Here is a 12486-nt window from a genome sequence, read left to right as displayed (position 1 = left end):
ATGAGGCAGGGCGTTTCGAAGGTAAGATGGCATTTCCCGAAGGCGAACGTGGATAGAGCAATGCTGAATCAAGTCATGGATTTTGCGGGCGAAGTGCTGCCGGGGAGCTGCGCCGTGCCGCCCTATTCGGAGACCGCGTTTCTGGCCGAGCTGGGTGACCGCCTGAGGTCCTCGCGCACCCGGTGCGACCTGTCGCGCCGGGAGCTTGCCCGCCGCTCCGGGATTTCCGAGCGCTATATCGCCCAGATCGAGGCCGGCAAGGGCAACGTCTCCATCGTCCTGTTGCTGCGGCTCGCTTCCGCGATCCACGGCAGTCAGCCACAGGCGGCATGAGGAGACGCTCGACTAGGCCTCAGGCCCGCTTCTCCACATTGGCGCTACGCGCCGGCACGCCGAACTCCTTGCGGCACACTTCGGCCAGCACGGCGACGCCGTCGCGGATCTGCTGGTGCGAGGGGCTGGCAAAGCACAGCCGCAGCCGCGATGCGGAATGGCCCTTGTTGGTCGACCATTCCGGCCCCGGATTGATCGAGACGCCGGCGGCGAGCGCGGCCTGATACAGCTTCAGCGTATCGACCTGGTCGGGGAGCTTGACCCACAGGAAGATGCCGCCCTTGGGCGCCTCGAATTCGGCGGCGGTCCCGAACTGCTCGTTCAGGGCTTCCATCAGCGTGTCGAGCTTGCTGCGCAGTGCCTTGGTCAGGGCCGGCACGTGGGTGGAAAAATGCGGCTTGCAATAGCTGGCGAGCACCATCTGCTCCAGCGCACCGGAGCCCGCATCGGTCTTCAGCGCCAGCATCCGCGACATCACCTCCCAGGGAGCCACGACGAAGCCGACGCGCAGCGCCGGCGCGATCGATTTCGAGAACGAGCCGATATGAATCACGCCGCCGTTCGGGCTCATCGCGTAGATGCCCGGCGGCCGCTGCCCCGACCAGACGAGGTCGGCATAGCAATCGTCCTCGAAGATGGGCACGCCATATTCGGTCGCGAGCCGCACCAGCTCGGTGCGGCGGCTCTCGGGCATGATGCTGCCGGTCGGGTTCTGCACCGTCGGAATGGTGTAGATGTATTTCGGCCGGATGCCGCGACGCTTCAGGTCGGCCAGCGCGGAGGCCAGCAGGTCCATGCGCATGCCGTCCTTATCGAGGGGAATGCCGACGACGTTGACGCCGAGCCGCGCCAGTCGTGTCAGGGAGCCCTGATAGCTCTCCTGCTCGAAAATCACGGTGTCGCCGCGCGTCAGCAGGGTGGCGTTGACGAGGTCGAGGGCCTGGAGCGAGCCGGAGACGATCAGGAGATCGTCGACCGTGCAGCTGATTCCAGCATCGCGCCTGAGTTTCGCCACCAGGAATTCGCGCAAGGGGAGGTAGCCCTGCGGCCCATGCGCCAGCCCGTAGGTGGCGAGCGAGCGGCCCTCGTGCCGCAGCACCGTGGTGGCCGCTTCGATCAGCTCGTCGAGCGGCACCTGTTCGGAATCGTTGTTACCGCCGACGAAGCTGTATTTGGCAAGGCCCGTCCAGCGCGCAGAAGGGGCCGGCAGCCCTGCTGGAAACAGGGGCGCGAAATCGAAGCTGGACGTCATGGGAGCGTTCCTCGTTTTGTTCTTGTTGAGCGTCGGCTTTGCGCCGGCCGCCTTACTTCTTGCCGGCCGTCCTGGTCGGACGGCCTCACTTCTTTGTGGCCGTCCTGGTCGGACGGCCTTGGCTGATGAAAGCGTAATGCGCGTTGGCGATGCCGCCAACCATCAAGGCTTCGACCACCGGCTCGGCGATCTCGCCCGTGGCGGCCCAGTCAACCAGGAAATTGGCACCGGTCCCGCCACGCACGTCGTCGGTCGGAATGAAGATCGAGACGGTGGCGAGCGGCCTCAACGCCACCGGCGTCTTCAGATAGCTCTCGACCTGCTTGCCTGCGGTGTCGAAATAGGCGATGCGTTTGATGACCAGCGGCTGGGTCTCGGAGGCGTTGTGAACGCTCAGCGTCACCGAGAAGTCGACACGCAGCTTGCCCTGGCTCATCGCGACGCTGGAATAGGCGGGCACGTAGAAACCGCCGGAAACGGCGAGGTCTTCCTTCGGCAGTGGGGTGAGCGATTCGGCAAAGTTTTGTTCGATATTGACCTTGGATTGCGCGGCGGCGGGCACGGCAAAGGCGAGGGGACTGAGCAGCATGGCTGCGATGAGCCCATTCCGCATGTGACGAATTGCTCGCTTGCCGCACCGCAACCCGTCTCTAGGGTGCGGCAAAACGGACCAATTTGGCATGCACGAGCTCATTCGCGACATCACTCTCTCTATCCTGTTTGCCTGGATGCTGGGCCTGCTCGCCCATTTCGCCCGGCAACCGCTGATCCTGGCCTACCTTATCGCCGGCTTCTGCATAGGTCCATTCGGCGCCGGCTGGGTCCATTCGCAGGAATCGATCAGCGTCATCTCCGAGCTTGGCCTGATCTTCATGCTGTTCATGATCGGGCTCGAGATCGACCTGAAGAAGATCGTGCGGGCAGGGCGGGTGATTCTGTTCGCGGCGGGCAGCCAGCTGCTCGGCGGCTGCCTGCTCGGGGTTCTATTCTTCGTCGGCATCGGCCTGTCGCTGGGCGGCGGGCATTTCGATGCGGTCTATCTCTGCGTCGCCTGCGCGCTCTCCAGCACCGTCATCATCGTCAAGGTGCTCTACGAGAAGCGCGAGCTCGACACGCTGCCGGGCCGCATCACCCTCGGCGTGCTGGTGCTCCAGGACATCTTCGCCATCCTGTTCCTGGCGGTGCAGCCGAGTCTCGCCAATCTGCAGGTCAGCGTCATCCTGCTCTCGATCGGCCGCGTCGCGGTGCTGGTCGCCGCCGCGCTGCTGGTCAGCCGTTACGTGCTGCCGCGCCTGTTCCACCAGATCGCCAGGCGGCCCGAGCTGATCCTGCTCGGCGCGCTGGCCTGGTGCTTTCTCGTCGCCGAGACCGCCGAGCGACTGTCGCTGTCGCGCGAGATGGGCGCGCTGATCGCCGGCGTCTCGCTCTCGACCTTCCCTTACGCGCTCGACGTCACCGCCAAGGTCACCACGCTGCGGGACTTCTTCATCACACTGTTCTTCGTCGCGCTCGGCATGACCATTCCCGTGCCGGGCCTCTCGGTGATCGGTCTTGCCTTGATGATCGCGGCGTTCACGGTGGCAAGCCGCCTCGTCACGACGTTCACGCCGCTCTACCTGATGAAGCAGGGCCTGCGCGCCAGCCTGCTGCCGGCGCTCAACCTCGCGCAGATCTCCGAATTCTCGCTGGTGGTGATCCAGACCGGCGTCACCGACCGCCACATCGCGGCCGAGACGGCGAATGCCGCCTCCTTCGCCTTCGTGGTGCTGGCGGTGCTCTCGACCTTCGTCATGACCCGCAGCGACCAGATCACCCGCTGGGCGATCGGCCCGTTGAAGCGGATCGGCCTGCGCGATCTCGACCATGGCAACGGCCATGCCGAGGAGGGCCACGAGGGCGGCCATGGCGAAGCCCGCCGCATCGTGATCCTCGGCTTTTTCCGTGCGGCGAGCGCGCTTCTCGCCGAGATCGAGCGGCAGGCACCGGTGCTGCTCGACCAGATCACCGTCATCGACTTCAACCCCAATGTGTACAAGACCCTGCTTTCGCGCGGCCTGCATGTGATCTACGGCGACATCAGTAGCGCTGACACGTTGCTCCATGCCGGCGTCGGCAAGTCCGAGATGATCATCCTCAGCGTGCCGGATTCGCTATTGAAGGGCGCCACCAACGAGAAGCTGGTCCGCCACGTCCGCGCGCTCAATCCGACCGCCCTGATCGTCGCGACGGCCGACCTGTTGGCCGACGTCGACGCGCTCTACGAGGCCGGCGCCAGCTACGTCACCGTGACCCGGCTCAGCGATGCCCATGAGCTGTTTACCGTGATCGAAGCCGCCCAGGCCGGCCTGCTCGCGGACAAGCGCGCCGAGCTCGATCTGCGCCTCGGCGAGCGCCGCGAGGTGCTGCCCTGACGGCGTCGGGTCGTCTTCCTTGCCGCCTTCCTTGCGGGCAATCCGCGCCTATATCGCTGATATGCCCGGTGCAAGCCTGAAACCGATCGGCAGGCCCGCCCTCAGGCATATGTGGTTGCGCTGGGGAGACTAGCGCCCCGACCCAAGTCCGGCTAAGCCTCCCGGCCATAACCGATAGAGATTGGGAAATGCCCGATAGCGTTCAGGAAGTCTTGCAGGCCTTTGCCCGGGGTGAGCTCGTGGTCGTTACCGACGACGAGGACCGCGAGGGCGAGGGCGATCTGATCGTCGCCGCCTCGCTCTGCACCGCCGAGAAGATGGCCTTCATCATCCGCCATACCTCCGGCATCGTCTGCGCGCCGGTGACGACCGAGGACGCGCGCCGGCTGCGGCTCGACCCGATGGTCGCCCACAACGATTCCGCGCACACCACCGCGTTCACGGTCTCGATCGACTACAAGGCCGACGGCGGCACCGGCATCTCCGCCGATGAGCGCGCCTCGTGCTGCCGTGCGCTCGCCAATCCTAATGTCGGCGCCAGCGATTTCGCCCGGCCCGGCCACATCTTCCCGCTGATCGCCAAGGACGGCGGCGTGCTGCTTCGATCCGGCCATACCGAGGCCGCCGTCGACCTCTGCAAGCTTTCCGGCCTGCCGCCGGTCGGCGTCATCAGCGAGCTCATGAACGACGACGGCAGCGTGATGAAGGGGGAGCAGGTCGCGCAGTTCGCGGTCAGGCACAAGCTCAAGCACGTCACCATCGCGGACATGATCGCCTACCGCCAGGCGCGCGAGAAGCTGATCGAGCGGGTCTCGACCTTCGTCACCGACAGCCCGATCGGCCCCTTGCAGGGCTACGCCTACCGCTCGCCGTTCGATTCCATCGCCCACGTCGCCTTCGTCTACAACGGCGTCGGCGACGGCAAGAACGTGCTGACGCGCTTCCACAAGCCGAACATCGTCAAGGACACCTTCACCGGCCACAAGCGCATGGCCGCCGTGCTCGAGCATTTCAAGAAGACCGGCCGTGGCGTGCTGGTCTACTTGCGCGACGGCGCGGCCGGCGTGCCCGTTTCGCCGCTGCCGGACGAGACGTCGACGGAGGCCGACCGCAACCGCCAGTGGCGCGAGGTCGGCGTCGGCGCGCAGATATTGCGCGACCTCGGCGTCACCTCGATCCGGCATCTCACCTCGTCGGTGCACGACTACAAGGGTCTGTCGGGCTTCGGCATCGAGATCGTCGCCAACGAGCAGCTCGAAATCTGACCGCATCGTTTCCGGTTTGCGCCGTTGCGCGACCCGGAATGACCGAAACCAGGATGCAATTGCACTTGTTGCCGCGGCGCTTTAATTTGTCGGGCAATATTTAGACGGAACCAGACGCGAAAGGACGTTTCATGAGCGTGCGCCCTCAGGCCAAGGACAAGCCGGCTGCGGCTTCTTTCCAGTGGGACGATCCGTTCCTGCTCGACGAGCAGCTCACCGAAGACGAGCGCATGGTGCGCGACACCGCCCGTGCCTATGCCCAGGACAAGCTGTTGCCGCGCGTCTCCAAGGCCTATCTCGAGGAGAAGACCGACCGCGAGATCTTCAACGAGATGGGCGAGCTCGGCCTGATCGGCATCACGCTGCCTGAGGAATATGGCTGCGCCAATGCGAGCTACGTCGCCTATGGCCTCGTCGCTCGCGAGATCGAGCGGGTCGATTCCGGCTATCGCTCGATGAACTCGGTGCAGTCCTCGCTGGTGATGTACCCGATCTACGCCTATGGCGACGAGAACCAGCGCAAGAAGTACCTGCCCAAGCTCGCCAGCGGCGAGTGGGTCGGCTGCTTCGGCCTGACCGAGCCCGATGCCGGCTCCGATCCGGCCGGCATGAAGACCCGCGCCGAGAAGGTGTCGGACGGCTATCGCCTCACCGGCAGCAAGATGTGGATCTCGAACGCGCCGATCGCCGACGTCTTCGTGGTCTGGGCCAAGTCGGCCGCGCACGACAACCAGATCCGCGGCTTCGTGCTGGAGAAGGGCATGAAGGGCCTGTCCGCGCCGAAGATCGGCGGCAAGCTCTCGCTTCGCGCCTCCATCACCGGCGAGGTGGTGATGGACGGCGTCGTGGTTCCCGAAGACGCGCTGCTGCCCAACGTCTCCGGACTCAAGGGCCCGTTCGGCTGCCTCAACCGCGCCCGCTACGGCATCTCCTGGGGTGCGCTGGGCGCCGCCGAGGACTGCATGCATCGCGCCCGTCAATACACGCTCGACCGCAAGCAGTTCGGCAAGCCGCTCGCCGCGACCCAGCTGGTGCAGAAGAAGCTCGCGGACATGGAGACCGAGATCGCGCTCGGCCTTCAGGGCTCGCTTCGCGTCGGCCGCCTGATGGACGAGGGCAAGTTCGCGCCCGAGATGATCTCGATCATGAAGCGCAATAATTGCGGCAAGGCCCTCGACATCGCCCGCACCGCCCGCGACATGCACGGCGGCAACGGCATCTCGATCGAATATCACGTGATGCGCCACGTCCATAACCTCGAGACGGTCAACACCTACGAGGGCACCCACGACGTCCACGCCCTGATCCTGGGCCGCGCGATCACGGGCATTCAGGCGTTTTTCTAGTCATTGTGTTTTCCGCCGCGGCTAGTTGCTCCACTGTCATCGCCCGCCTTGTGCGCAGTTGCGCACTGGGGCGGGCGATCCAGTATCCCAGAGACTTCGCTTTTGTCACTGGCGCCGCGGCGTACTGGATACCCCGCCTTCGCGGGGTATGACGGCAGAGAGTGTGGCGACAGGAAGTCCCATGTCCGACAATGACGACGTCCCGTTCAACCGCAACTTTCCGCTGAAGCCCGGCATCGTCGAGGAGGTCCGCCCCGGCGTGCGGCGCGTGCTCTGCAACAATCCGAGCCCGTTCACCTTCACGGGGACGGTCAGCTACATCGTCGGCAAGGGCAATGTCGCGATCATCGATCCCGGTCCTCACGATGCGGCGCATGCGGCGGCGCTGCTCGATGCGGTGCGCGGCGAGACGGTGACGCACATCTTCGTCACCCACACCCATCGCGATCATTCGCCGAACACCGCGCGCATCAAGCAGGCGACAGCTGCGCCGGTCTATGCCGAAGGCCCGCATCGCGCCTCGCGGCCGCGTTTCGAGAGCGAGAAGCACAATCCGGAATCCGGTGCCGACCGCGATTTTGTCCCGGACGTCAGCCTCGCGCACGGCGACATCGTGGAAGGTGACGGCTGGCGGCTCGAGGCCGTCGCGACGCCAGGCCACACGGCCAATCATCTGGCATTCGCCTGGCCCGAGCGAAAATTCAATTTCGTGGGCGACCACGTCATGGGCTGGTCGACCTCGATCGTGGCGCCGCCGGACGGCTCGATGATCGACTACATGGACTCGCTCGACCGGCTCGCGGCCCGCGAGGAGGATCTCTATTTCTCGGGCCACGGCCCCGAGATTCCCGACGGCCAGCGCTTCGTGCGCTTCCTGATCCGTCACCGCAAGGCGCGCGAGGCCTCGATCCTGCACCGCCTCGCCAAGGGCGAGACCGACATCCCGACCATGGTCCGCGCGATCTATATCGGTATCGATCCGCGCCTGACGACGGCGGCGGGCTATTCCGTTCTGGCGCACCTCGAAGACCTGGTCGCGCGCGGCGTGGTGGCAACGGATGGCGATCCCGTGATCGGCGGGACCTATCGGATGGCCTGAGGGCGAATAGCGAATGGGGAGTAGCGGTTGGGCGGCTCCATTCGCTATTCGCTACTCCCCATTCGCCAATTTCACTTCTTCACCGTCTTCGCCGGCGCCTTGGGCGGTGCGACCGGGGTTTTCTTCACCGGCTTGAGCGCGTCGGCATCGGCGGCGGTGTTGAGGTCGTCGATGAATTTCTTGACGCGCGCGGCGTTGCTGCCGAGGTCGCTGTCGAAATTGCGCGACGCAGAGCGGATGTCGACGCGGGAATCATCGCCATCCGGCACGACCCTGATCGAAACGTCCTCGCGGAAACCCATGATCGGCGTGCGCGCGACCGCCTCGATGCGGCCGATGCGGCGTGGCGGCTGCGGTGCGCGCTCGTCGATCACGATCCATTTGCGCTTGTGAACGAGCTGGAGCGCGATCGCATAGGCGCGGTCGACCGGGATCTCGAGCTCGACGGGCTCGATGTCGGGATAGAAATGGCGCTGCTGCTCCGCCGAATAGAGACCGGCATAGACCGCGGTGTTGGTGCCCTCGCCGGTGCGCAGGCGCGCCAGCGCGTCGAAGCGCGGCGGATCGATCGGGTCGGTGGTGATGTCGTAGATCGACGGCAGCTTGCGATATTGAAAGGCCAAATAGGCGGGGTAGGCCAGGATCGCCCCGTCGATCAGGAAGGCGAGCAGGATGCGGGCCATGCCGCGGGAGCCGTTCTGCCAGATCGCGGCAAAGCCGGCGAGCCCGAACAGGATCGAGAGGCCGGCGATCGCGATGCCGCCGATGAACGTCGCAAGCGCCGGCTTCGGCTCCAGGAAATCGAAGCGGACGACGATGATCGACACCACCACCGCCACCACCGCGAACACGGCCAGATTGCGCGCCCAGCTCGCGAGGCTGGACACGGGCTCCGACTGGTAGGGAGCGGAAAACCTGCGGGCCATCGGGTGAAGCTCTGCCGGATGTTGGGCGCGATGCCGGCCGATCTGGCGCGACGATAGGACCGTTGAGACCACGGCGCGGGGGCAAATTCAAGGGTCGATCACCCTCCCCTGGAGGGGGAGGGTCGATCGCGCGCAGCGCGAGCGGGGTGGGGTGATCTCTCCGCACGGGCACCGCTATTGGGGAGAGACTGTCACCCCACCCCGGCTCACATCGCTGACGCGCTGCGAGCCGACCCTCCCCCTCCAGGGGAGGGTGGCACCAACGATTACGCCGCCGCGTTCGGGAAGCGATAATCCTTGAACTGGTCTCGCAGCGCCGTCTTGAGGATCTTGCCGGTGGCGGTGTGCGGAATGCCGTCGACGAAAGCGACGTCGTCGGGCATCCACCACTTGGCGATCTTGCCGTCCATGAACTTGAGGATGTCCTCGCGCGTGGCCTGCTGGCCCTGCTTGAGCTGCACGATCAGGAGCGGCCGCTCGTCCCACTTCGGGTGGAACACGCCGATCACGGCGGCTTCCGCCACGGCAGGGTGGCCGACCGCGAGGTTTTCGAGGTCGATCGAGGAGATCCACTCGCCGCCGGACTTGATCACGTCCTTGGAGCGGTCGGTGATCCGCATATAGCCGTCCTCGTCGATGGTCGAGACGTCGCCGGTGTCGAAGAAGCCGTCCTCATCGAGGATGTTGCTGTCGACGCGGTAATAGGCCTTGGCGACGGCAGGCCCGGAGACCTTGAGGCGGCCGAACGTCTTGCCGTCCCAGGGCAGCTCCTTGCCGGCATCGTCGGTGATCTTCATCTGCACGGCGAAGGGCGCATAGCCCTGCATCTGCAGCACGTCGAGCCTGGCATCGCCGGTGGCATTCTGGAACGGCGGCTTCAGCGCCGCGACGCTGCCGATCGGGCTCATCTCGGTCATGCCCCAGGCGTGACGGACGTTCGAGCCCATGTCGAGGAAGGCCTTGATCATCGAACGCGGCATCGCCGAGCCGCCGCAGATCACCATCTTCAGATCCGGCAGCTTGAGATTGTTGGCGGTCATGTGCTGGAGCAGCATCAGCCACACCGTCGGCACGCCGGCGGTGTGCGTCACCTTCTCGGTCGAGAGCAGTTCATAGACCGAGGCGCCGTCGAGCTTGGCGCCCGGCATCACCAGCTTGGTGCCCTGCGAGGGGGCGGAGAAGGCGATGCCCCAGCTGTTGGCATGGAACAGCGGAACGACCGGCAGCATTGTCTCGGACGCACTGGTGCCGAGCGCGTCGACGTTGTTGGCCATCAGCGCGTGCAACACGTTGGAGCGATGCGAATACAGCACACCCTTGGGATCGCCGGTCGTGCCGGAGGTGTAGCACATCGCCGCCGCCGTGTTCTCGTCAAAGTCCTTCCATTTGAATTTGCCGTCGGCCTGCGCAATCCAGTCCTCGTAGGCCACCGCGTTCTTCAGCGTGGTCTCCGGCATGTGCGCCTTGTCGGTGAGCACGATGTAGCGCTCCACGCTTGGCAGCTTGTCCGCGATCTTCTCCAGGATCGGAACGAAGGTGAGATCGGTCATCACGATGCGATCCTGCGCATGATTGATGATCCAGGCGATCTGTTCGGGGAAAAGGCGGGGATTGACGGTATGGCAGATGGCGCCGATCCCCATGATGCCGTACCAGACCTCGAGATGGCGCCAGGTGTTCCAGGCGATCGTTGCGACACGGTCGCCGAGCTTGATGTCGTCGCGCTCCAGCATCTGCGAGACCTTGAGCGCGCGCTGGTGGATCTCGGCGTAGGTGGTGCGATGGATCGGACCCTCGACCGAGCGTGTGACCACCTCCTGCTTGCCATGAATCCTGGCGGCGTGTTCGATGATTCGGTGGCAGAGCAGGGGCCAATCTTGCATCAAACCAAGCATTCCGACGTTCCTCCGAGAAGTCGCTGGGCGCATTGTCGCTCTCAGCGTTGGGCCAAAGAATTGACATGAGTTTTAGCCTGCCGGACTTTCGCCGCAAATGGTCTTGTCGCGGCTATATGTCCGCTGGCGCGGCAATGGTTACCGCTGCGGCGGGGCTATTGCTGCTCGCCGAAAGGGCAGAGGCGCGGAAATATCCTGCGCCGCTCGATATCTTCAACCTTGGAGCACCAAAGCCCCGCGCAACCGTTCGCCCCGCCAGGATTCCGCTGCCGAAGCCGCGTCCCGAGGATGCCCCCAAAGCGTCGGATGAGGGGGCGCCGCAGGCAGACGGCAAGCCGTCCCCCGACAAGCCAGGCGCGGACAAGCCCGCCGAGGCCGCGCCGCCGCCCGAGAAGCAGGCCTCGGCCTGCCGGCTGGCGCTGACCGAGGAGATCGCGATCGCGCCGTCCATTCCGGATATCCGCGGCCCCGGCGCCTGCGGCGGCGAGGATCTGGTGCGGCTGGAGGCTATCGTGCTGCCGGACAAGCGCAAGGTGACGGTCAAGCCGGCGGCGATCCTCCGCTGCACCATGGCGTCCGCACTCGCGGATTGGCTGCGGAAGGACATCGTGCCCCTGGCCGCCAGCCTCGGCTCGCCCATCAGCGACCTCGATAATTTCGATTCCTTCGAGTGCCGCGGCCGCAACCGCGTCGCTGGGGCGATGCTGTCCGAGCACGGCAAAGCCAATGCCATCGACATCCGCGCCATCAAGCTCGCCAATGGGCAGTCGATCGGCCTCACCGACCGCGCCACGGCGCGCGAAGTGCGCGAGCGCGTGCTGCATTCGGTCTGCGCGCGCTTTTCCACCGTGCTCGGTCCGGGCTCGGACTGGTACCACGAGGACCACATCCATCTCGATCTCGCCCAGCGGCGCAACGACTACCGGATCTGCCAGTGGAACGTCTGGGATCCGCTGCCTCAGGTCGCTCCGCTGCTGCCGGCGGAACGTCCGGAGGAAGCACCGCCGCGCGAGGTCGCGGCCAAACCCGAGGCAAAGGAGGGCGCCCACGACGGAGGGGCGGAGACACCTCCTGCGCCGGCAGACAAGCCGGCGGCGGGTGGCAACAAAGGCCGGTCGCACCAATCGGCAACAAAAAAGCGCCGGTGAAACCGGCGCTTTTGAAAAGCCTCAGGCAAGGCCTGCTTAGTAGGATGAACTGGAGCCGCCGCCCTGGAGCGCGAGGCGCGAATTGTAGGGCGAATCGCCGTGCTTCGGCTCGAGCACCACGACGAGGGTGCCGACCTTGACGCGATCATAGAGATCGATCGCGTCCTCGTTGGTCAGGCGGATACAGCCGGACGAGATCGAGGCGCCGATATATTCCGGCTGGTTTGTGCCGTGGATGCGGAACAGCGTGTCCTTGCCTCCGGAATACAGGTACAGCGCACGGGAGCCCATCGGATTGTCCGGACCCGGCGCGACATAGGTCGGCACACCCAGGCGCGAAATTTCGCTGGGGGTGGGGTGCCAGGCCGGCCACTCGGTCTTGCTTCCCACCTTGGCGATGCCCGACCAGGCCATCGCCTCTTCACCGACGGTGATGCCGTAGCGGATCGCCTTGCCGCCATCCAGCACGTAATAGAGGTAATGGTTGTCGGAATCGACCACGATCGAGCCGGGCGTTTCCTTGCGGTGGTACTGGACGATGGCGCGGCGGAACGGCTCGGCGACCGGGGTGTTTTCGTACCGGACCTTGGCGAGGAGTTCCTTGTCCTTCGGCTTGAAGGCTTTGGTGTCGGCCGCCTCATAATGAGTGGCCTGCATGCAGCCCGACAGCATCAGGCCAGCGGCCAAAATCCCAAACATAACTTTCAGCGACGACATGGTTTGGTTCCAATCAAAACAATACCGTGCGGAAGGGGCCTGAGCTTAGCGCCCAAGTTCCTCGACTCCGTTAATCCCATTATCGTTGAAATCT

The 12486-nt window shown here is 65.1% G+C and carries 11 protein-coding genes; 6 read left to right on the top strand and 5 right to left on the bottom strand.

The features are described 5' to 3' along the window. Positions 1 to 60 precede the first annotated feature (60 nt). On the top strand, positions 61 to 333 hold the full coding sequence (locus tag ACNJYD_RS28295; protein WP_172787337.1) for a helix-turn-helix domain-containing protein: 273 nt from the start codon (positions 61 to 63) through the stop codon (positions 331 to 333). Positions 334 to 352: 19 nt separating this feature from the next. Here the strand turns inward: ACNJYD_RS28295 and ACNJYD_RS28290 are convergent, their stop codons facing one another. Together ACNJYD_RS28290 and ACNJYD_RS28285 are read right to left on the bottom strand one after the other, a co-directional pair. Next, complete coding sequence (locus ACNJYD_RS28290; protein WP_439363943.1) at positions 353 to 1585, bottom strand: PLP-dependent aminotransferase family protein; 1233 nt, start codon at positions 1583 to 1585, stop codon at positions 353 to 355. An 85-nt stretch (positions 1586 to 1670) separates the two neighbouring features. After that, the gene (locus ACNJYD_RS28285; protein ID WP_439363942.1) at positions 1671 to 2198 is read right to left on the bottom strand and encodes a DUF3124 domain-containing protein; all 528 of its coding nucleotides are present in this window, start codon (positions 2196 to 2198) and stop codon (positions 1671 to 1673) included. Positions 2199 to 2265: 67 nt separating this feature from the next. On the opposite strand from ACNJYD_RS28285, the gene ACNJYD_RS28280 reads away from it, so the two are divergent. The 4 genes from ACNJYD_RS28280 to ACNJYD_RS28265 all read left to right on the top strand — a co-directional run bounded on the left by ACNJYD_RS28280 (position 2266) and on the right by ACNJYD_RS28265 (position 7706). Next, positions 2266 to 3996, top strand: a complete 1731-nt coding sequence (locus ACNJYD_RS28280; protein ID WP_212254672.1) for a cation:proton antiporter — start codon at positions 2266 to 2268, stop codon at positions 3994 to 3996. A gap of 188 nt (positions 3997 to 4184) precedes the next feature. Continuing rightward, positions 4185 to 5261, top strand: a complete 1077-nt coding sequence (gene ribB, locus ACNJYD_RS28275) for a 3,4-dihydroxy-2-butanone-4-phosphate synthase (RefSeq protein ID WP_439363941.1) — start codon at positions 4185 to 4187, stop codon at positions 5259 to 5261. A 131-nt stretch (positions 5262 to 5392) separates the two neighbouring features. After that, positions 5393 to 6607 carry an acyl-CoA dehydrogenase gene (locus tag ACNJYD_RS28270; RefSeq protein WP_036004014.1) on the top strand — a complete coding sequence of 405 codons (1215 nt, stop codon included), beginning with the start codon at positions 5393 to 5395 and terminating at the stop codon, positions 6605 to 6607. Between the two features lie 181 nt (positions 6608 to 6788). Then, positions 6789 to 7706: an MBL fold metallo-hydrolase gene (locus ACNJYD_RS28265; RefSeq protein WP_439363940.1), complete on the top strand. Its 918-nt coding sequence runs from the start codon at positions 6789 to 6791 to the stop codon at positions 7704 to 7706. 71 nt (positions 7707 to 7777) lie between these two features. Here the strand turns inward: ACNJYD_RS28265 and ACNJYD_RS28260 are convergent, their stop codons facing one another. After that, on the bottom strand, positions 7778 to 8632 hold the full coding sequence (locus ACNJYD_RS28260; RefSeq protein WP_172787343.1) for a DUF1499 domain-containing protein: 855 nt from the start codon (positions 8630 to 8632) through the stop codon (positions 7778 to 7780). 266 nt (positions 8633 to 8898) lie between these two features. Further along, positions 8899 to 10527 (bottom strand): fatty-acid--CoA ligase, encoded by a 1629-nt coding sequence (locus ACNJYD_RS28255; protein WP_172787344.1) that lies wholly within the window; start codon positions 10525 to 10527, stop codon positions 8899 to 8901. A 65-nt stretch (positions 10528 to 10592) separates the two neighbouring features. Here ACNJYD_RS28255 and ACNJYD_RS28250 point away from each other — a divergent pair, with 65 nt between their 5' ends. Beyond that, complete coding sequence (locus ACNJYD_RS28250; protein WP_172787345.1) at positions 10593 to 11675, top strand: extensin family protein; 1083 nt, start codon at positions 10593 to 10595, stop codon at positions 11673 to 11675. Between the two features lie 36 nt (positions 11676 to 11711). Here the strand turns inward: ACNJYD_RS28250 and ACNJYD_RS28245 are convergent, their stop codons facing one another. Next, positions 11712 to 12392, bottom strand: a complete 681-nt coding sequence (locus tag ACNJYD_RS28245; protein WP_172787346.1) for a L,D-transpeptidase — start codon at positions 12390 to 12392, stop codon at positions 11712 to 11714. Between the last annotated feature and the right edge of the window lie 94 nt (positions 12393 to 12486).

This window comes from Bradyrhizobium sp. SPXBL-02 (genome assembly GCF_051853065.1).
In the GTDB taxonomy this organism is placed as follows: domain Bacteria; phylum Pseudomonadota; class Alphaproteobacteria; order Rhizobiales; family Xanthobacteraceae; genus Bradyrhizobium.
This window is presented reverse-complemented; position numbering and strand designations above follow the sequence as displayed.

Bases quoted from the DNA above. Each gene is read 5' to 3' on its own strand.
- ACNJYD_RS28295 (WP_172787337.1), top strand. From the start codon at position 61: ATGCTGAATCAAGTCATGGATTTTGCGGGCGAAGTGCTGCCGGGGAGC.
- ACNJYD_RS28290 (WP_439363943.1), bottom strand. From the start codon at position 1,585: ATGACGTCCAGCTTCGATTTCGCGCCCCTGTTTCCAGCAGGGCTGCCG.
- ACNJYD_RS28285 (WP_439363942.1), bottom strand. From the start codon at position 2,198: ATGCGGAATGGGCTCATCGCAGCCATGCTGCTCAGTCCCCTCGCCTTT.
- ACNJYD_RS28280 (WP_212254672.1), top strand. From the start codon at position 2,266: ATGCACGAGCTCATTCGCGACATCACTCTCTCTATCCTGTTTGCCTGG.
- ribB (WP_439363941.1), top strand. From the start codon at position 4,185: ATGCCCGATAGCGTTCAGGAAGTCTTGCAGGCCTTTGCCCGGGGTGAG.
- ACNJYD_RS28270 (WP_036004014.1), top strand. From the start codon at position 5,393: ATGAGCGTGCGCCCTCAGGCCAAGGACAAGCCGGCTGCGGCTTCTTTC.
- ACNJYD_RS28265 (WP_439363940.1), top strand. From the start codon at position 6,789: ATGTCCGACAATGACGACGTCCCGTTCAACCGCAACTTTCCGCTGAAG.
- ACNJYD_RS28260 (WP_172787343.1), bottom strand. From the start codon at position 8,632: ATGGCCCGCAGGTTTTCCGCTCCCTACCAGTCGGAGCCCGTGTCCAGC.
- ACNJYD_RS28255 (WP_172787344.1), bottom strand. From the start codon at position 10,527: ATGCTTGGTTTGATGCAAGATTGGCCCCTGCTCTGCCACCGAATCATC.
- ACNJYD_RS28250 (WP_172787345.1), top strand. From the start codon at position 10,593: ATGAGTTTTAGCCTGCCGGACTTTCGCCGCAAATGGTCTTGTCGCGGC.
- ACNJYD_RS28245 (WP_172787346.1), bottom strand. From the start codon at position 12,392: ATGTCGTCGCTGAAAGTTATGTTTGGGATTTTGGCCGCTGGCCTGATG.